This is a genomic window from Leptolyngbya sp. UWPOB_LEPTO1 (genome assembly GCF_017302695.1).
GTDB classification, from domain to species: Bacteria; Cyanobacteriota; Cyanobacteriia; order Leptolyngbyales; family Leptolyngbyaceae; genus Leptolyngbya; species Leptolyngbya boryana.
Genome location: NZ_JAFLCJ010000021.1, coordinates 43,254 through 61,951 on the forward strand (window position 1 = coordinate 43,254; position 18,698 = coordinate 61,951).

Consider the following 18,698-nt stretch of genomic DNA (forward strand, 5'->3'; position numbering starts at 1 on the left):
TCGGTAACATTGGTCAGGAATGAAGAGTGATTAAAAGTAGTTAAGTCATTCCTTGCGTCATATTAGAAATCATGATTTTCAAAATCCGCCAATAGGCAGATTTGTCCGTCGATTTATAGAAACGATGCCACACTACTACCTGGAAATACATCAAGAGCCTAGAAAGGGGATTTGAGGAGAAACTGGATGGCAAGTTCTAAGAAATTACAGCGGTTAGCATGGCTCGAAGGCATTCGGATTTTTGCAGCAGTATTGCTGTTGCTTTATCATGCTCAGTTGTTATTTACGAAATATGCTTTTACACCTCAACCAACCGGACTTGCTGCGAATTTGCAACAGATATTTTTAGCGACGCGTCAGATGGGTGATAGTTGGTTGACTCAAGTTTTGAGTTTACCTGTTTGGTTTGGCTATCAATTTGTCGATGTGTTTGTTTTGGTAAGTGGATTCAGCTTGGTGCTATCACTGAAAGGGCAACCGATCGAAGTAGGTAGCTTTCTCAAGCGACGAATATTAAGAATTTTACTACCGTTCTGGACAGTCGCGTGGTTGGCTTACCCAGTACTTTGGACGGTTGGGGAGTTGACGAATAGCTATATTCCTGATGCTTGGCATACATTTGCAGGCATGTCGTTCCCAATTTTGTTTGATTATGGTGGAGAACTGCTTCTTCCCACAAATGGCCCTTGGTGGTTCGTCCCATTGATTATGAGTTTTGCGTTGATTTTCCCAGTGCTTTGGTATCTGATGAATCGATGGGGATCGCGCAATTTGTTGCTGACGACAACTGTGATTACATTGGTGTATCGAGCCTTAGCGGTTTATGTCTTCAAGGGTCATCCCACTTATGCGATCGTCAGTGCATCGGCAGGTTGGCAACCATTTGTGCATTTCATTGCAAAGCTCAGTACTTTCGTTTTAGGAATGGTAGTCGCTCGGCAGTATTCGCAGGGTAAAGGCGCGATCTTTTGGAAGTCTTCTAGAGCATTTTCGATTGGTATAGCAGTTTATGCGATCGGATTTGTCGCTCAGTTTTATCGCTTTGGCTGGATTTTTGATGATTTCTTGCTGGCTATCGGTTTAACGCTCTGTTGCATGGTCGTATTTCGATTTTTCAGCGATCGCTTAAAGTTAGGTGCAATAATGATTTGGCTTGGCATTCATAGCTATAGCTATTTTCTGATTCACAATTTTGTTGTCGATCGCACGTTGAATTTGTATGTGCATCAGCAGTTGCCGCTGTATTATCAAGTTTTACCTTGGATGGTGCTTGGAACATTAGCATTGTCTGTGATTGCAGATCACGTCACGCCTTGGGTTGTAAAGGGTGCGGTTTGGCTTTGGCATTATACAGATGCGAGATTAACGCCGATCGCGAAGATTGGTTGGACTCCGAGAGTCGGAGAGTCCGTGCAATATAAAGGAAAGTCAGGTTGGACAATTCAGAAGGTCGAACGAGTGGTGCATGATAAAGCATTTTATTTGTGTCGGATTTCAGATGGAAGAAAAACGGTGTGGGTCAATCAGAATGATTTGAAACAAGCTGCTGCAGCGCAGCAGGCGAATGTCTAAGTATCGATTACATTTCATCTATCCTTTTCGCATGAACATAGTTACGCTCCAGAGAAAAACTGTGATGGCTACGTCATCGCAGTTTTTTGCATGTTGAGTTATGCTGCTCACCTCGCATCCAGTAAATGGGGTTGAACGAGATCTCAGACAGATATAGTGCAATTTCTAAAGAGAAATACGTAAATTTCCGGTCTAATCCTCATGTTTGGGAGTAATATACGAAACATGGATTAACCTAATGTTTTCAATCTAGGCATTAGACGGAAAAAGTCAGTCTAATTTTCTAATTTAGGATATTATGCCAAATCCAAGTAGCCTAAATCCTCCTGACAGGATAGTATGTCGATCATTCTCGGCGACGTTTAGATTCAGATAATTAGGCTAAGAGAGGCAGTTTTAGAAATCGTTAGACTGCTCATTGCTCGATTGAGGTACAGTTTGAGGCGTATCTTTAGATACTAATGCTCAAGTAATCGGACTTTTTCGGTTGATACGGATAATTTCATTAAGTTTCAGGTAGTCCGGGGGAGAATTGCTAAATGGCTCTTTCTGAAAAGATCATTGAATTAGTTATTGATAAAGTTTTACTTGGTGGCATTGTGCTGGTAGCAGGTTACTGGCTCAACAAACGTTTTGAGGTATTCAAGAACGAAACCAATGAAAAGTATTATCAAAGACAGCTTATTGCTGAATTGGAGAATCAGCAGAAACAACAGATATCTGAGTTAGAGAATCAGCTTGTTGTAGCTCGATACAATGCAGAACTAGAATTTATAGAAAGGCAAATCTCCGAATTCTACTGGCCTATCTATTTAAGATTGGAAAAAGATACTGTAATGTGGAAAAGAATCAAGTCTCTCAGTTCTGAGCAAGATGTTTTACCTGATGCTGCAAGTGAGGCTATAGAGAAAGAATTTATTCTTAAAAATCACCAAGAGATAGTTGAAATTATAGAGACAAAGATCCATTTAGCTGAAAATTCAGCAAATAGCAAAGAGTTAATCGATGAGTTACTCAAGTACATCAAGCATGTTGCAGTTTATAAAACAATTCGTTCTATCAAAGAACTTCAAAACGTTAATCCAATGGATTTAAATGAACCATTCCCGCCAAAGCTTTTTCCATTAATTGAACACAATTTTCGAGAGCTTCAAAGTAGATATGAAAGCCTTAAGAAAGCAAAGGCTAGGGAGCTTCAAAAATGAGTTAGTCACGCAGTCTAACTCGTCAAATGCAGCCGACACTAAGTCACGGTTGCTGGATTTGAGATTGCTTGCTGTCGCTGATTTGAGAGGTTAGCAGTTTTGGTATCTGCAAACAAACCTTCCTTAAAGCTCGACTTTTAACCGGGTACGTGGGACAAACGTTGTAAATAGCATTTAACTTTTGAGCGATTTCAGCGTTAAGTAGTCTGAGAACAATCCAAAATAGAAATAGGAACCCAAATACATAGGGTGTACATGACCTTAAAGACGGAGTGAACGGCGGCGCAATTGTGAACAGTCCATCAGTGGATTGATTCTGCCTCGGAAGTCAATTGAACCGATTGCGGAACGTGGGGTGGGCAGCAATGCTCAATCGCTGCAACAATTTGTCAATCAAAGCCTGTGGGCACCAGAGCAACTTGAAAAGGCTGGAGTTCCGAAGGACTATCACACCTTTCAAGAGAAGTGGCGCAGTCGTCCAAGTCGCGCGATTCCGAGTCAGAGAAATGCTGCTCTTGACTGCCCTAAATCTACTTGCGTGCCCTCGCTGTCAACGTCATGTAAAGATTGTTTATCATGAAAGACTACTTCACGGAGTAGTGCTAAGTAGAGATTCCAGTCATGAAGCATTGAAGAGGTCAGCATATTGCTCATCTTCTCTCAAACCTTGCTCCTCTTTAAGCTTTTATTTAGAAATGCGCTCTTAGCTCGCGAACAGGCAACGAATCGGACGCTGCAAATGTTTATCGAACATACTCCGGCTGCGGTTGCCATGCTCGATCGACAGATGCGCTATATTTCTGCGAGTCGTCGCTGGATGCAGGAATACGCCCCAGACTATACGAATTTGGAGGGGCTTTCTCACGATGACGTGATGACTGATATTGATATTCCCGATCAATGGCGACAGGTGCATCTACGCTGCCTGGCTGGATGTTTCCCGAATTCTACAAGGCAAACTGAGCCTGAACGTGAGTTCAATTCACTTAGCATCGACTATTCGAGCCGCGATCGAGACGGTGCGACTTGCCGCAGAAGCAAAATCAATCATAGTCGAAGCGAATCTAGATGCGGAAGTCGGATACGTTTCGGGCGATTCAACCCGCCTCCAGGTCGTGTGGAATTTGCTGTCTAATGCAGTGAAGTTCACGCCCGCAGGTGGTCGAGTCGAGGTGACACTAGCAGCGACAAACCATCATGCTGAAATTACCGTTCGCGATAACGGTAAAGGGATTCCTGCTCATTTCCTACCCTACGTGTTTGATTATTTTCGACAGGAGGATGGTGCAAGCACTCGGAAATTTGGTGGCTTGGGCTTGGGGCGGGCGATCGTGCGACATCTCGTTGACAATGCCAGTTTCCATCGCTCCCAAGCCATGGATGAAATTGTGGCGCAAGCTGAGTGTGAACTCTGGTATCTACCGCCCTATTCACCAGACTTGAACAAAATCGAGCGATGGTGGTTTGTGCTGAAGAATTGGATGCGGCAACGCTGGGATGAATTTGAGACCTTTCGCGACTGTGTCGATGCCGCTTTTAGAGATAGTCCTAACGTACTTAGGTAGGGCTATATCACTTTAGTAACGGGGAGACGCGATAACTGAGTGTCTCCGTAAGGTTTGCTTGAGAGACCCTCGAAAAATTAAGTAAACCATGATTTCTATACCTGTCATACTAGCTTGAGCAAGTAGATCTTAAATTATGTGGTCCTAGTGACACAGTCTGTATAGCCAGCACCAGTAGGCTTTTGAATGTTCTCCTTGATTGTGTCAAGATCGATGTAGGAGTCAGCAACATTAATCAAGCTATCACTTGTCATTGAGCGCAAGCTGACGACAGCGACACGAACGCCTTGATAAGCAATGGAATTGACAGCATAGGCTAAATCTCCATCACCGCTGACTAAGATAACAGTATCGATGTGGTCTGCCAAAGTTAGCATATCTACCGCAATTTCGACATCCAAGTTCGCTTTTTTGGAACCATCTGGCAATTGAATCAGATCCTTTGTGATCACTCGGTAACCATTACGACGCATCCAAAGCAAAAAACCTTGTTGCTTTTCATTGGTACGATCGACACCTATATAGAAAAAAGCTCGCAGTAGCCGACAGTTCGCAGTGAGTTGACCCAGTAGCTTTGAGTAGTCAATCTCAATTCCAAGCTGTAAAGCAGCATAAAATAAATTTGAACCGTCAACAAAGATCGCAACTCGACCCTGATTTAGACGAGCTTGATCTGATGCATCATTTTGTGGCATTTTAATCGATTTATTTTTATCACCATTTGTCAAATGCTCTGAGGAGCAAGGCTGTTTGAGGAGCGTTGCTGGAATTTCTTCGGGTGTGTGTGTTGTTGGCATCAGAACCTCAGTTTTAGAGAGAACCCCTTCCCCACAAAATGGAGCTAAGAATAAAGCGTTACATCTTCGCCACACTGGTCTGCTAGATAAACTAAAGATTTAAAGCGAAGACTGACGATTTGATCGTAGAAGGGATTTAATTTACAAAGCGGTGGAATCCGAACAAGCGTGTAATCAAACAGTTTGATTTGCCGTTCAAACGGACAACGAGCCGGGATGATTTTGCAGAGCGATCGTGCGGTTTGAGGATTAGAAATTTCGATCGACTCTAGGCGTTGTCGAATCGGGTAGAGGAGAGCGCTCAAGTGAGGAAGAGTTAGGGAGTTCACGGTAGGTCAGGCAGTCAAGCCCTAAAGAAACGATCGTCGGATGCAAAAGAATTATGCTTCCACCTCCGATAGTTTCTAAGTTAGATCTGAAAAGTGCAGAACTCGTGTAGACGAATACTGAAACTTACAGTCATCACGCTTGACTCCAACTAAGTATCTTGGAAATCTGCTCTGGAAGTCTCATTGCCTTAAAAGGTTTCGTAATAATTCCTGCCACATCTAATTCTGCAAATCGGCGTTGTTCTGCCGCTTGCACCTTTGCTGTCATCAAAATGACCGGAATATTTTGAGTCGTTGGGTTCGCTTGAAGGGCCCGAAAAGTTTCAATTCCATCCATTTCAGGCATCATAACATCGAGCAAGATCACGTCTGGTTGCTCACTGGCTGCTTTGGCAAGTCCTTCGTGACCTGAAGAGGCGCTCGATACCTCCCACCCCCCCACCGTCTTCAAAGTGAGTTGAGCCACCGCCCGAATATCGTATTCATCATCAATAATCAAAATATGTTTAGTCGTCATCGAGACTGTCTCCTGCCTTCGATCGAATCATTCGGTTGAGCAGATTAATCACCTGCTGCTCAAATTCTTGTGGCGTAATGCGTCCTTTGGTCAAAAATAGCGTTTGCCCAAGTCTTAACCGTTCCCGTTCGTGATCATTGAGATCGCGAGCCGTATAAATCACCAAGGGCACTCGATAAAGACGATTATGCTGACGCAGCCAGTCTACAACTGCAAAACCATCGTCAGTCGGTAATCCTAAGTCAAGGACGAGCAGATCAGGAAGCACCTGTTGGCTGAGTTGAATCGCATCTCGTCCGGTTTGGGCGTGATAGGTTTCGATTTGATAGCGAGACAATAAAGTGATGAGAACTTGCGCTAAATCCAAATCATCTTCGATAATCAGGACTTTCAAAGGTTGGTTCTGAGTGACTAAAGCTCGATCGAGTGCTTGCCGGAGCACTCTAGGATCTGGCGGTTTTACGACCCAATCACTCACGCCATCATAAGGTGTTTCTCTAGCATCGGGTAGCAGTCCACTCAGAATAATGACAGGAATAGCCTGCGTTTCAGATTGCTGTTTCAAAACTGTCAACGTTTCCCATCCATTCATACCGGGCATCAGCAGATTCAGTAAAATCACATTCGGCTGATGGGCACGTGCCTGTTCTACAGCTTCCTGTCCCGAAGCAACTGTTAGCACCTGATAGCCCTGCCGTTCCAACATCACTCGCACCACTTTGCGAATCGAAGCATCATCATCACAAACTAACACCAGCGGAGTTTGTGATTTGGTATCTAGTGCCGAATCGACTAAGTCGGACATCAAACTTAAATTCTGCGAACTTTCAGAAGCATTAAGAATCGGTAAGGTAAAACAGAAAGTGCTGCCCATTCCTAATGTACTTTCTGCCCAGATTTTTCCTTCATGTTGCTGAAGGATGCTGCGACAGATCGCTAATCCTAATCCAGTACCTCCTCGACGACGTGAATCCGAAGCATCCACTTGTTGAAAGCGCTCAAAGATGGATTCTAGTTTATCGGATGGGATACCACGTCCTTGATCGATGACTTTGATGAGAAGCCAGTTGGCAGAACTTTGCTGATCTTCTCCAGCCTGATTATAGTTGGCTTCTAAAGCCTCATTGGTGATTAATTCTGCGCTCAACCAAATTGTGCTACCAGGAGAGGAGAATTTGATCGCATTGCTGAGTAAGTTTGTTAGGACTTGAATTATTCGGTCGGGGTCAGCCCAAAGACGAACTGTGAGCGGCGCGATCGAGAGCGTGATTTCGGCTTGTTCTGCAATCTCTTGAATGGCTTCTACCGATTGATTGATCAAATCAGCAGCGTCGCAGACTTGTCTAGTCATGACAATTTTGCCAGACTCAATCCGCTCAATATCCAAAATATCGTTAATCAGGCGCACCAATCGATCGGTGTTGTTTGCAGCAATTTGCAGCATTTGTTGCGCGTCTTCGGGCTGATTTTGCAAAACGCCTTCAGCTAAGAGATCCAAAGCAGCGGAAATTGAGGTGAGCGGAGTCCTGAGTTCATGACTCACGATTGAAATAAATTCATCCTTCATGCGCTCAATTTCACGTCGCTCACTGATGTCTTTTACAAAGCAATAGTTACCGTTAAACTGCTGCTGCTGGTCATAGGCTTTTACCATCACAATTTGCTTATCGAGAACGCCGCCATCTTTGCGAATCGCTCTTGCTTCTGTTTCCGCCTTACCATGCTCCAGCATTTGCTGATAGGCAGCCTCTACAACAGCAATATCCTCTGAGTGAACTGTTTGCTGCCATTTCACGCCTAATAGTTCTTCAGGCTGATAGCCTAACATCGCAGCATAGGCGAGATTGATTTGAACATATTGTCCTTGTGTATTTAATCGAGCAATTGCTTCGATCGCACTTTCTAACGCCTTGCTTAAATTCCGAAGTTGCTCTTCAGCCGCTTTTCGCTCGGTGATGTTGCTAGCAATTCCCAAAAATCCTGTAATCTGATCGTCTGCATTCTTGAGCGCGGTGATTGACAATAACACAGGAAAGCGCGAACCATTTTTGCGAATGTAAGTCCACTCATACTCATCGATTACGCCACGACGTGCCTTGGTAATAAATACATCAAATCCTGGCTCGATTCGTTCTCCTAATTCCTGTGACAGCATTTGCGATCGCAGCACAATTTCCTGCCAGTCATGAATCAATAGAGGCGTTGTTTGTCCAATAATTTCTGCGGTTGTATAGCCAAGCCATTGCTCTGCTGTGGTGTTAAAGGTGAGAATCGTGCCATCAACGTTGGTCGAGATGATGCTGTAGTTCGCGCTGTTTAAAATTGCTCGCTGGAATGTCAGTGTCTCGTGTAGCGTTCGCTCTGCTTCTTTCCGTTGATTGATGTTACGAAAGTAGACCGATAACCCATCTTTGGCAGGGTAGGCATAAACCTCAGTCCACTGGTTCAAAGGTGGATAAAATGCTTCAAATCGAACACTAATCTGCTCTGCAATAGCACGCTGATACTCCTGATAGAAAGTTGAATCGATCGTTTCTGGAAACTCATCCCATAAAACTTTCCCCAGCAAGGCTTCTCGCTTTCGTTGCAACAACAACTCTGCCTGCCGATTGAGATAAGTAAATCGCCAATCGTGATCTAACGCAAAAAAAGCATCAGTAATACTCTCTAAGATATCTGTAATCTGATTGCGGGCAGCCTGCTCTTGAGCAAGAAGCTGGATGCGAGTTTGCTCTGCTTGCTGCAATTCGGTTGTTGTTTGTTCCACCCTAACCAAATTACGTCGTAACTCTAGTTGAGAAATGACCTGACGACTCAAGGCTTGTAAGGCTTGAATCTGATCAGAATTGAGCTGCCGAGGAATGCGATCGATAACACAAAGCGTTCCCAGGGAATAGCCATCTGAAGTAATGAGCGGTGCGCCTGCATAAAATCGGATATGAGGCTCACTTGTTACAAGAGGATTCGTCGCAAATCGATCGTCTTGGAGCGTATCTGAAACAATCAACACATCGCTAGGCTGCAAGATAGCATGGGCACAGAATGCAACATCACGAGGCGTTTCTGTAGCCTCCAACCCAAATTTAGATTTGAACCACTGACGACAATCATCAATTAGACTAATTAAAGCAATTGGCGTACCACAGATAAATGCTGCTAGCTGAGTCAAATCATCAAATGCAGCTTCAGAAATAGTATCTAGAACGTTGTATTGTTGGAGGGCATTCAGCCTATCAGATTCGTTATCTGGTAATGGCGCTTTCATTGTGGATGCTCCTCAGAGCGCGTCACATTCTCAGCCTCATTTAAGCTAGAGCGGGCGGCTTGGTATAACAACTGAAGATCCGCACCCTCTTGAGGATACTGAACAACTTTTAGTTTTAGGCTGACGTGCAACGAAGTTCCACCCACCTCCACCTTAAACTGCTGCCAGGATTGCTGAAAATCAAAAACACGTTGACTTCCATCCGTTTTAGTCATACCAGGCATACCGATAACAAATTCTGTCCCACCCCAACGACCGACAACATCTTCATTGCAGAACGATCGCCGCAATAATTCCCCGAAGCGTGCTAACACTTCGTCTCCGACTGCATGACCATACTGCTGATTGATGTTCTTTAGATTAGCTAACTCTATCAGCGCTAAACAAAATGGCTGCTGGCACTGATCACACCACTCAAGTAACTGAGTTAATGCTGTGGTAGATTTGCGGCGATTTGCGATGCCCGTTAGCGCATCAATCTCTGCTAAGCTCTTGAGGAAATGAGCGCGCTCTAATCGATTAAAGATCCGTGTTACTAACTCTGGTCCAATGATCGGCTTGCTCACATAATCATCTGCGCCCACAGCAAAGACTTGATGCATGGTTTCAGCATCCGTATGAGCTGTGAGAAATAGAATCGGCAGATTACTCCAGCGCGAATCATTGCGAACAACCTGACAGAGTTCGATTCCGCTAATGTGTGGCATTTCAATGTCCAGAATCAGCAGATCAGGCGGATTCGCTTCCAGAACATCTAGAAATGAAAGTGGATTGTCGAGGACCGAAACATGAAGCCCCCAGGGAATGAGTAACCGCTGAAGTGCCACTAATACTTGCGCATCATCATCTACAACCAGTACCCTGGCTTGCCTTGGACGGGCATGTTGCAGCGCTTGATTGACTGCTTCTAAGACTTGAGGTGCAGTGACAGGCTGTTGAAGCCAACGTCCACCTAACCGGGCGATCCTGACTCGATCGATTAATTTATCTTGCTGGGTCAAGACTAATGTAGGCACTGGTGGCGTACAAGCACTGAGTTCGGACAACAACATGAAATTATTTGCGCTAGCAGTAACAGCAAAATCAAGGAGTACAACATCGGGATGCGTTTCAGAAATCTGCTCTCTAGCAGTAACGGGATTGGCAATGACCTGAACTCGTAAACCCCAACTAGGCGATGCTTCCTGTAATTGTGCGGTGAGGGTTGAATTTGAGCTGACAATCAGTAGCCAAGGACGTTGATCAATTGGTTCACTAACTGAAGTGCCTGTTTGCTGCTCATTCGTTAAATGCTCAGCATCCAAGTGTTCTAGCTCCTGACGCAAAGCAGTGATAAGTTTAGAGAGTTGCTGCATCTCGTGATGAGTCAGCGATCGCCCTTTTTGGAAAAGCGGTTCAATTTCTTGGGCTAATCGAGAGCCTTGATCTGCGCCAAACATACCCAGCGACCCTGCCAACTTATGGATCTCCTGTTCAGCTTGCTGCCGCAATTCTGGATTCAGTTTGTTTTGTAGCAACAGCGCTGCTGCCTGCTCAACAGTTGCAATTCGATGGGCAACAGTCTCTTTAACCTCATTCCAGATGCTGTTCATCCCAGCAGTAGTGGTTTGTGTTGCGATCGTCGGTGCGCTTTCGTCTTCGCTTTTTGTCTCTTTGTTCCTTTGTTTCTTGCCTTCTCTCTGATTTTCCTCTGGAGATCTGAGCCGATAGCCAATAGCATAAACAGTTTCGATCGGATCACCTAGAAGTCCTGCTGTTTTCAGTTTTTGCCGTAGTCCTTTGATATGGGAGCGGATAGTATCCTCGCTTGGGGTTTCCTCAAATGACCAAACGTGATCAATCAGTGCACCCGTATTAAAGATGCGATGTGGGTTGCGGAGAAATAACTCTAGCAGACTGTATTCTTTTGGCGTTAAGCGCGCGATTTTACCATTACAGCTCACTTCGCAGGTACTGGGATCAAGCTCTAAATTTCGCCATTTCAGCAAGGGAGGTAATGCAGCGCCGCCTCGTCTAAGTAAAGCCCGAATACGTGCCAACAACTCCTGCAAATTAAATGGTTTAGGCACGTAGTCATCTGCCCCAGCATCTAACCCCGTCACTTTGTTCGTGCTAGCATTTTGAGCCGTTAATAAAAGAATGGGAGTCTGATTTCCTTGTGACCGTAGTTTTCGACATAAATTAATGCCGTCCAATTTTGGTAATACTACATCTAGCAAAACTAAGTCATAGGTAAAGGATTCCAATAGTGACCATCTAACCTGCCCATCAGTTGCAACATCTACGACATAGTGTTGATCAGTCAAAGCCTTGACAAGCGGTTCAGAAATTAGCGAATCGTCCTCTATGAGTAGAATTTTCATAACTCGCTAGCCGCAACAATAGAACAGGAATTCTGACAGATACAGCCTTCCTACGCTAAGGCTAACCCGAATCAAACCTTGTTATCTTATAGATTTGTTGAGCATTGTCGGACGCATAGATTCAGTCGAGCAATGAGGGTGTGTCGCAAAAAAAGAGTCGTTGTCCTATTGCCGTGAATTATGCCAAGATCAAGCACCTCCTGCTGATGAAGATGCAAAACTGACCCTGCGAAAATAACATCGAAACCTCCCTATGCCTCATAACGCCGAAAAGCAGAATAGATTCGGGTGTAATGAATTTCCGGTCGTCTTTCTTGGGGTTTCTCAAAAAAAACTTGAGCCATTTTAGATAGAAACGGTAGAAGCTCAGACCATCAGGAGCTTTTAGACAAATTCATCAACACGGAAAAACCCGCAACCCGTTGATTGCGCAGGACATAGGGGCTTGCTCAGAACTAGATTGCTTTGATTGTAGGGCCAAGCCGAGTCAATGAATGAGAGCGAAGCATTAAGATAGATGAAACCTGCTATTATTTTTGCCAAGCCTGATGTCTAATTCACTCGACCCTACCGAAGATGCAGAACTCGTCCAAGCTGTTCAGGAAAGTCTACAGCAGATGTCGATCGAGCTTGAACATCCACAGGATGCAGAAGCGATTCAACAGCTCTATCAAAAAGCGCAAGCACTGCTTAGTCATCTTACTCCTGACCCATTGACAGTCGCGCGCGTGACGGGTGTATTGTTGGTCTATCAACTGCCAGGGACAGATCCGGAAGAGGTGAAATGGTTTGAGGGTGAGCTGCAGAATTCTTTAGATCTAGAATCGATCGAAGAACTAGTCGATTCAATCTTCCGTCCTGATGCGTTGTAGTCCTGAAGGACTGGCAACGCAGAGAGCGCTTCTGCCAGCAAGATGGGATCACCAAAGTTAAATAGCTGTGCATTCGTTCAATCTGCTGAGACGTTGGCATCGTTGCTGATTCAGCATGTTGAACTGTGGCTTGGAGCGCATCTTGCCAAGCTTCAATCTAGATCGATTTAGGTGGAAGACTAGGAGCGGCTGCATCGCTTCCGTCAGTTCATTCAAAGGGCGGTAATTACGGCAATAGAAAAATTAGAAAGCGTTTTACACTTCGTTACATTAGAGAAGACAGAACCCAGGGCGATCAAAATCGTCTGCTACATCGGAGGTACCCGATATGAATAACATTCGTGTCGGCAGTTTGTTTGGAATTCCTTTCTATGTCAACCCATCCTGGTTTTTAGTGTTGGGCTTAGTCACTTTTAGCTATGGCTCAGGACTGGCAGCCCAATTTCCCAATTTGCCTTCTGGGCTGTCTTGGGGATTAGGATTGCTCACAGCACTGCTATTGTTTGGCTCTGTGCTGGCTCATGAACTCGGGCACAGCTTTGTGGCGCTGAAGCAGGGTGTGGGTGTCAAATCGATCACGTTGTTTCTATTCGGGGGATTAGCGAGCTTAGACAAAGAGTCGCAAACTCCCGCTGAGGCATTTCAAGTTGCGATCGCAGGACCTTTAGTCAGTCTGCTCATCGCTGGCTTGGCAACCCTTTTGGCAGTCGGTACGGGTATTTCTGGAGCCGCGGCAGCGATCTTAGGCGTGTTGGTCTCGGTTAACTTAGCGTTAGCGCTCTTTAATCTGATTCCAGGTTTGCCGCTTGATGGCGGCAACATTCTGAAAGCTTTGGTCTGGAAAGTAACAGGCAACCCTTACAAGGGGATGAAGGTTGCGGGTCGGGTCGGTCAACTGATTGGTTGGTTAGCGATCGCATCGGGACTGCTGCCCTTGGTTGTTTTTGGCGGTGGGCTGAACTTCTGGAATATCTTAATTGGCTGGTTCTTGCTTCAGAATGCTGGTCAAGCTGCCCAGTATGGCGTGGTTTTAGATCAGTTATCAGGGCTGACGGCATCGGATGCTGTTAGCACAAATAGCCCAGTTGTCACTGCTTCGTCAACGTTGCGAGAGTTTGCTGATCAGCGGATTCTGGATCAGCGGGCATGGCAGAAGTTTTTAGTCACGAATGTAGAGGAACAACTCATCGGTACGCTTGCGATCGAGGATCTGAGAGCCATTCCAAGTGAACGATGGTCTGAAACTTTAGTGCAATCCCTTGTAAAACCGCTTGACCCATCTCTCATGGTACAGAGCGATCGTCCTCTGTCGGAAGTAGTCACTTTGCTAGAAGAACGCAAGTTAACCGCACTCTCTGTTGTCCAAGAGAACAACGTCCTAGTGGGCTTGCTCGAAAAAACTGCCATTGTGAATCTGCTCCAGAATCGCGCACAAGCTACTCCGGCTTAGACCTAGCTTGAAACGGATGGGTTACGTGATTGTTGACCCGCATGGATAGCAGGACTGAAATCAATCACAGTGACTCGAGTAGAAACTTCAGGGAAGTGGGCAACTGCTTCCTTGAAGTTTTTTATTCTGCTTTGGCTTGACTTTGGCTGATTTAATCAGGCATCTCCTCAATATTGCGTGGCTCTCTCTTTGGCTGTTGGTTCATTTCATGGCGATAATCACTAGAAGCCTCATAGACCTCTCTGCGAAGGCGCTGAATTGCACCGAGCGGCTGATGCGCTGCAATGGTATGCCAGGCATTGAAGGACAGTACATCGTCCACATACACCTGACGGGCTGGACTATAGGCTTCCTGCATCCCAATTGTGATTTTAGCGATCGCTTGATAAGGGCTGTCCTGCTCCGACCAACGAACTGAAGCATCTTCGATCGGCATCGTTTCTAGATTGGTACAAAGTTGGACACGCAATTCATATTCAGCCGACTGCCTCTGGAAAAACTCTACAATCAAATCGCGTAGAGTAGAAGCATTCTGCGTCTCAATTCGTTTACCTTGGAGCGGCTGAAGACTTGTGGATATGGGAACTGCACTGAACTTGGCAATGTAATCTCCATAGCGCAAAGCAGCAGAAGTATAGTACGTTTCTCCTAAGATATGAGTCTCTGGTTGCGTAATCCCTAGCGCAGTCGGATAGAGATTGATGCCGACTTTCTGAGTGACTGCATTCACGGTGCGGGCAGTTATCCCCAATAGTTGTTGCGCCTCTTCTGGGGCACTGACCACTACTTTTTCCTGAAGCAACTGTTCAGGAAGAAAGCGAGCAAGATTCCCGGATGGAAAAATCGGACTGTTAATCATTAGAAAATCTTGAGTGACTGCATCAGGTTCAGTAGAGAGAAGCTTCGGTTCTTCTACACCAATGACCTTAATTGCCATGCCACGAAAGGTCGAAAGACTATCCGGCAGAATATCACCCGGAACACTTGAGAAACGAATCATCACTGGATAAGTGCGAGGTTCGCGAAACAGCCCTTGGGCAAGATGAGTGGGTAAGTTGTCGTAAATTCGCAGTTCTCCCTTCAGTCCGCCATGACTTTTCGCATGAGCACCGCGCATCGCATGACGATGTTTGTCGAACACCTTTTGTCCTTGCCGAGCAACGGAGTCTAGAATTTGGCGGATCAGTCTATCTTCATCCGGTTGCTTGACTTCTACATTGGGGGAGTAGCGAACGTATTGATTTGAGTTGAGCATTCAGCAAGGAGCCTGAGGGCGAATTCAAATGGTTATCGTTTAATCATTCGTACCTAGGTTCATTTTCTTCATCCTCCTTGTGTTAGAAGTTGACGATTCGCGATCGCGGGTCATTTAGTGAACCACAAGCCACCCATAAGTCAAAACACCCAATCCCAAAACGCCAACGATCGTCTCTCGCTGCTCCTCCCACAAACGACGCACTCTACTGAAGAAATCGCTAAACGCTGCTCGTCGCGATTGCCCTAACTCGGTCATCAAGCCTTTAACTTTGGCATCAACTTCTTCTAGCGTGACTTCCCCTCGTTGGTAAGCGGCTTCGAGTTCATTCAGTTTGTGCCAGTACTCATGGGTGGCTTCTAACAAATTCGGAGTCATAGGATAAAAGGTGCTGATATAAACTTTTGTGAAGCTTAACGCACTTAATTCAGCAACTTGATCTGTAGTTGGACAGAACTGTTGTGGTCGATCGGTAGAACTGAGATTACTGAGACAGTGAAGAGTTACGAAGCAGCGAAGAAACGGAACACTTTCATCCAAAGCAACACGAACTGAGTGCAAAATGCTACCGAGAACAGCTTCAGCCTGGTCTTATTCGCCGTTCAATTGAGCAGTCCCCATGCTGATCGGTGAAGACAATTGAAACTCAACTGCTGCTTACGACCAAGGACTGCCCAATCACTTCTACTCCCCACTCTCCACTTGAATCCCCTCTCTCATTCAACCTTTGACACAAACCACCTGCTTCAGCGTCGCAACGATCTCGACAAGATCGCTCTGATTTGCCATCACCTGCTCGATCGGCTTGTATGCCCCTGGAATTTCATCCAGCACGCCAGCATCCTTGCGACATTCGACTCCCGCCGTTTGAGCGATTAAGTCATCTAGAGTAAACGCCGTCTTTGCTTTGTTTCTTGACATTAACCGCCCTGCACCGTGAGAGCAGGAGCAATAGCTGTGAGCATTGCCCTTTCCTTTCACGATAAACGACTTCGCTCCCATGCTGCCTGGAATAATGCCGTAATCGGTTTCGCGAGCACGGACTGCGCCTTTGCGAGTCACATATACTTCTTCACCGAAGTGTAGTTCTCGTTCGGCATAGTTGTGGTGACAATTTACCTCCAGCAAGGGCTTCATGGGCTTACCACCCGCTAAATGTCGATCGACAATCCGCTGGAATCGCAGCAGCATAACTTTCCGGTTGTAAAGCGCATACCCCTGTGCCCACTGTAAATCATGCCAATAAGCAGCGAACTCAGCGGTGCCGCGAACAAAGTAAGCTAAATCTGGATCAGGAAGCTTCTCCCCTGCTAGCTTTGCTAGTCCTTTTGCAGTATCAATATGCCGCTGTGCTAGCGCATTCCCAATATGCCGCGAACCAGAATGCAGCATCAGCCACACTTGTTCCTCAGCATCCAGGCAAACCTCGATAAAGTGGTTTCCTCCACCTAGCGAACCCATTTGCTTGAGGGCTTTGCTTTCAAGGTTCTCGACGCCAGGGTGAAGCTGCTTGAACTGTTGCCAGCCTTGCCAGTTGAGAACAGTCTTTTCAATTTCTTTGTTCTCGTTGAATCCAGTTGGGATTGCTGCTTCGATGTCGAGACGAATCTGTTTGAGCTTTCCTTCTAGCTGGGTGGCATTGTATGGAGTTTTAATTGCTGCCATACCGCAACCAATGTCTACCCCGATCGCGGCTGGGATAATTGCATCTTGGGTTGCCACAACCGATCCAACCAAGGCACCCTTGCCCAAATGCACATCAGGCATCAGCGCAACATGTTTGAACACAAATGGGAGAGCGGCAACATTTCGAGCCATTTGTGCTTCGGTGTGTCCTAACTCATGACCTGCCCAGGAGAGCACCGGAGCGCGAGTTGATAAAGTAAGAGCTTCGTAAGGCATCGTGTTGTCTCCTAAGCGTTGTCGTCTTGAACACAATCTGATCACTGCGATCGATGAGCAAAACTGAAGGAAAGATGTGGGAAATTTTCCCAATATTGTCTCCAGCCATTCATCGGCTTGAAAGCCTCGAAGCGTCACATGCTAGTCACAGCAAAGCGTCCCACACCTTTACATATCGATTTCAATTGAGATTGTTGATTTTAGCTGAGATTGTGTTATTTACATACTACAATATACTACAAGTTAAATCAAGGGGTTCCCCTGTAGCAAAGTTGATTGAGTTCAGCTACCGTCCTGTCTGTCGCTAGGTTTGAAATATCAATCAAATTCGATGCGCAATCGAATGGTCTGGGTGCAAGTTGGATCGCACTCAAAAACCGCTCTGGAGTAAGCTGACGGTCACTTTACTTCAGAGCGGTTTGCTCAGAGATCGCGGTTTGAGGAATTGAGATAGATTTGGGGTAGAGGGGTGATCAGATCGCCAGAATCCTTGCAGGATACTCTGCATTCTAATCCCGGACAAAATGACCTCAGAACCAATCCACTGACCCAAGGGACTTACTGGTCTGCTGGTTGACGCATATCATTTTATGTGGGGTGGTGGGAGTTGTCCTGTTTGCCATTGTGTTTAGCTAAGCTTCGGAGCGCTCCACCAACGCTGCGAGAGCGAGGAGATTGCTTTTGTCCAGCCGGCCATCCTTCGCGCTGCTGAGTGCGATCGCCATCTGTTTCCTCGGTCTGATCATGGAACAAAATTTGCTGGGTGGGAAAAGGTAAATCAATGCCGTTTGCAGTTAATTTGTGCTTGATTGCGGTGAGAACCTGATCTCGCGATCGCAGATCATCAATCCGGCGGGGTGGCTTAATCCACCAGCGCACTCGAATATCGACAGTGCTTTCTGCGAGTTCCATAACTAATACATCGGGAGCCGGATCCTGTAAGACTTCCGCAATCTCATCGAGTGCTTCGTAGATTAGACGTTTCGCGTATTCAATGTCGTCTCCATAGCCGATGCCGACATCATATTCCATGCGGCGAGTGTCAAAGGCAGTATTGACCGTGACTGAATTGGTAAAGAGTTCTGAATTCGGAATCACAATGCGGCGATTATCGTAAGTTCTAATCGTCGTTGCACGAGTTTCGATGTTTTCAACAGTTCCTTCAAAGTTTTTGAAAACGATCTGATCTCCAATCCGAAAGGGTTCCGTTAATAGAATAAGAATTCCTGCCAAAAAGTTTTGTAAGATATCGCGAAACGCAAAGCCGATTGCAACCCCACTGATTCCAAGTAATTGAACTAAGTCACCAGCTTGAAACGATGGAATGACGATCGACAACGCGACAAATAATCCAATCAGAATAATCGTTCCTTGTGCTAAGCGCCCTAACACTAATCCGAGGTTGCGGGCATGTCGTCGATTTCCGGTCGCACGTCGGACGATCTGCTTAACTGATCTTGCAATAAAAAAGAAAATAAAAAAGACAATAACTGCGAATATTAAGCTGGGAAACAAGGCAATAGAGCCACGCACCATTGCCTCAAGCTGTTTCCACAGTGCTGATAGCTCAAAATTCATAACCGTTTTTTATGCACGACAACTTGAA

Annotated in this window: 15 protein-coding genes and 1 pseudogene; 7 read left to right on the forward strand and 9 right to left on the reverse strand. The window is 45.7% G+C overall.

Annotated elements, in window-relative coordinates:
* Positions 1-186 precede the first annotated feature (186 nt).
* From J0L70_RS25035 to J0L70_RS25055, 5 genes and pseudogenes are all read left to right on the forward strand, one after another.
* Entirely contained in the window at positions 187-1,572 is a 1,386-nt protein-coding gene (locus J0L70_RS25035) for an acyltransferase family protein (protein WP_287456324.1), read from the forward strand.
* A gap of 539 nt (positions 1,573-2,111) precedes the next feature.
* Positions 2,112-2,777 carry a hypothetical protein gene (locus J0L70_RS25040; protein ID WP_017288537.1) on the forward strand — a complete coding sequence of 222 codons (666 nt, stop codon included), beginning with the start codon at positions 2,112-2,114 and terminating at the stop codon, positions 2,775-2,777.
* Positions 2,778-3,057: 280 nt separating this feature from the next.
* Positions 3,058-3,357 (forward strand): annotated as a pseudogene (locus tag J0L70_RS25045) (transposase); the annotation flags it as partial.
* A 66-nt stretch (positions 3,358-3,423) separates the two neighbouring features.
* Positions 3,424-3,912 (forward strand): PAS domain-containing protein, encoded by a 489-nt coding sequence (locus J0L70_RS25050; RefSeq protein ID WP_287456325.1) that lies wholly within the window; start codon positions 3,424-3,426, stop codon positions 3,910-3,912.
* Between the two features lie 4 nt (positions 3,913-3,916).
* Positions 3,917-4,342 carry a transposase gene (locus J0L70_RS25055; RefSeq protein ID WP_287456326.1) on the forward strand — a complete coding sequence of 142 codons (426 nt, stop codon included), beginning with the start codon at positions 3,917-3,919 and terminating at the stop codon, positions 4,340-4,342.
* Between the two features lie 134 nt (positions 4,343-4,476).
* Here the strand turns inward: J0L70_RS25055 and J0L70_RS25060 are convergent, their stop codons facing one another.
* The 5 genes from J0L70_RS25060 to J0L70_RS25080 form a co-directional block, all read right to left on the reverse strand.
* Positions 4,477-5,037: a LabA-like NYN domain-containing protein gene (locus tag J0L70_RS25060; protein WP_287456353.1), complete on the reverse strand. Its 561-nt coding sequence runs from the start codon at positions 5,035-5,037 to the stop codon at positions 4,477-4,479.
* 146 nt (positions 5,038-5,183) lie between these two features.
* Positions 5,184-5,468, reverse strand: a complete 285-nt coding sequence (locus J0L70_RS25065; RefSeq protein ID WP_287456327.1) for a Mo-dependent nitrogenase C-terminal domain-containing protein — start codon at positions 5,466-5,468, stop codon at positions 5,184-5,186.
* A 133-nt stretch (positions 5,469-5,601) separates the two neighbouring features.
* Positions 5,602-5,985: a response regulator gene (locus tag J0L70_RS25070; RefSeq protein ID WP_287456328.1), complete on the reverse strand. Its 384-nt coding sequence runs from the start codon at positions 5,983-5,985 to the stop codon at positions 5,602-5,604.
* Positions 5,975-9,250, reverse strand: a complete 3,276-nt coding sequence (locus J0L70_RS25075; protein WP_287456329.1) for a PAS domain S-box protein — start codon at positions 9,248-9,250, stop codon at positions 5,975-5,977. Before J0L70_RS25075 ends, J0L70_RS25070 begins: the two co-directional genes overlap by 11 nt.
* Positions 9,247-11,613, reverse strand: coding sequence for a response regulator (locus J0L70_RS25080; RefSeq protein ID WP_287456330.1), 2,367 nt, complete (start codon positions 11,611-11,613; stop codon positions 9,247-9,249). Before J0L70_RS25080 ends, J0L70_RS25075 begins: the two co-directional genes overlap by 4 nt.
* Before the next feature lie 548 nt (positions 11,614-12,161).
* On the opposite strand from J0L70_RS25080, the gene J0L70_RS25085 reads away from it, so the two are divergent.
* Together J0L70_RS25085 and J0L70_RS25090 are read left to right on the forward strand one after the other, a co-directional pair.
* Positions 12,162-12,485, forward strand: coding sequence for a hypothetical protein (locus tag J0L70_RS25085; protein ID WP_017288531.1), 324 nt, complete (start codon positions 12,162-12,164; stop codon positions 12,483-12,485).
* Between the two features lie 328 nt (positions 12,486-12,813).
* Complete coding sequence (locus J0L70_RS25090) at positions 12,814-13,935, forward strand: site-2 protease family protein (protein WP_287456331.1); 1,122 nt, start codon at positions 12,814-12,816, stop codon at positions 13,933-13,935.
* Positions 13,936-14,086: 151 nt separating this feature from the next.
* Here J0L70_RS25090 and J0L70_RS25095 read toward each other — a convergent pair whose 3' ends face one another.
* The 4 genes from J0L70_RS25095 to J0L70_RS25110 form a co-directional block, all read right to left on the reverse strand.
* The gene (locus J0L70_RS25095; protein WP_287456332.1) at positions 14,087-15,190 is read right to left on the reverse strand and encodes a catalase family protein; all 1,104 of its coding nucleotides are present in this window, start codon (positions 15,188-15,190) and stop codon (positions 14,087-14,089) included.
* A 114-nt stretch (positions 15,191-15,304) separates the two neighbouring features.
* Positions 15,305-15,568 carry a hypothetical protein gene (locus J0L70_RS25100; RefSeq protein ID WP_026148678.1) on the reverse strand — a complete coding sequence of 88 codons (264 nt, stop codon included), beginning with the start codon at positions 15,566-15,568 and terminating at the stop codon, positions 15,305-15,307.
* Positions 15,569-15,910: 342 nt separating this feature from the next.
* A complete protein-coding gene (locus J0L70_RS25105; RefSeq protein ID WP_017288526.1) occupies positions 15,911-17,092 on the reverse strand; it encodes an RtcB family protein in 1,182 nt (393 codons plus the stop codon).
* A 588-nt stretch (positions 17,093-17,680) separates the two neighbouring features.
* On the reverse strand, positions 17,681-18,670 hold the full coding sequence (locus J0L70_RS25110; protein WP_287456333.1) for a mechanosensitive ion channel family protein: 990 nt from the start codon (positions 18,668-18,670) through the stop codon (positions 17,681-17,683).
* Between the last annotated feature and the right edge of the window lie 28 nt (positions 18,671-18,698).

Excerpts from the sequence above, each read along its gene's own strand:
- J0L70_RS25080 (WP_287456330.1), bottom strand. The coding sequence starts at position 11,613 with ATGAAAATTCTACTCATAGAGGACGATTCGCTAATTTCTGAACCGCTT.
- J0L70_RS25060 (WP_287456353.1), bottom strand. The coding sequence starts at position 5,037 with ATGCCACAAAATGATGCATCAGATCAAGCTCGTCTAAATCAGGGTCGA.
- J0L70_RS25105 (WP_017288526.1), bottom strand. The coding sequence starts at position 17,092 with ATGCCTTACGAAGCTCTTACTTTATCAACTCGCGCTCCGGTGCTCTCC.
- J0L70_RS25085 (WP_017288531.1), top strand. The coding sequence starts at position 12,162 with ATGTCTAATTCACTCGACCCTACCGAAGATGCAGAACTCGTCCAAGCT.
- J0L70_RS25075 (WP_287456329.1), bottom strand. The coding sequence starts at position 9,250 with ATGAAAGCGCCATTACCAGATAACGAATCTGATAGGCTGAATGCCCTC.
- J0L70_RS25040 (WP_017288537.1), top strand. The coding sequence starts at position 2,112 with ATGGCTCTTTCTGAAAAGATCATTGAATTAGTTATTGATAAAGTTTTA.
- J0L70_RS25095 (WP_287456332.1), bottom strand. The coding sequence starts at position 15,190 with ATGCTCAACTCAAATCAATACGTTCGCTACTCCCCCAATGTAGAAGTC.
- J0L70_RS25090 (WP_287456331.1), top strand. The coding sequence starts at position 12,814 with ATGAATAACATTCGTGTCGGCAGTTTGTTTGGAATTCCTTTCTATGTC.
- J0L70_RS25035 (WP_287456324.1), top strand. The coding sequence starts at position 187 with ATGGCAAGTTCTAAGAAATTACAGCGGTTAGCATGGCTCGAAGGCATT.
- J0L70_RS25100 (WP_026148678.1), bottom strand. The coding sequence starts at position 15,568 with ATGACTCCGAATTTGTTAGAAGCCACCCATGAGTACTGGCACAAACTG.
- J0L70_RS25070 (WP_287456328.1), bottom strand. The coding sequence starts at position 5,985 with ATGACGACTAAACATATTTTGATTATTGATGATGAATACGATATTCGG.
- J0L70_RS25110 (WP_287456333.1), bottom strand. The coding sequence starts at position 18,670 with ATGAATTTTGAGCTATCAGCACTGTGGAAACAGCTTGAGGCAATGGTG.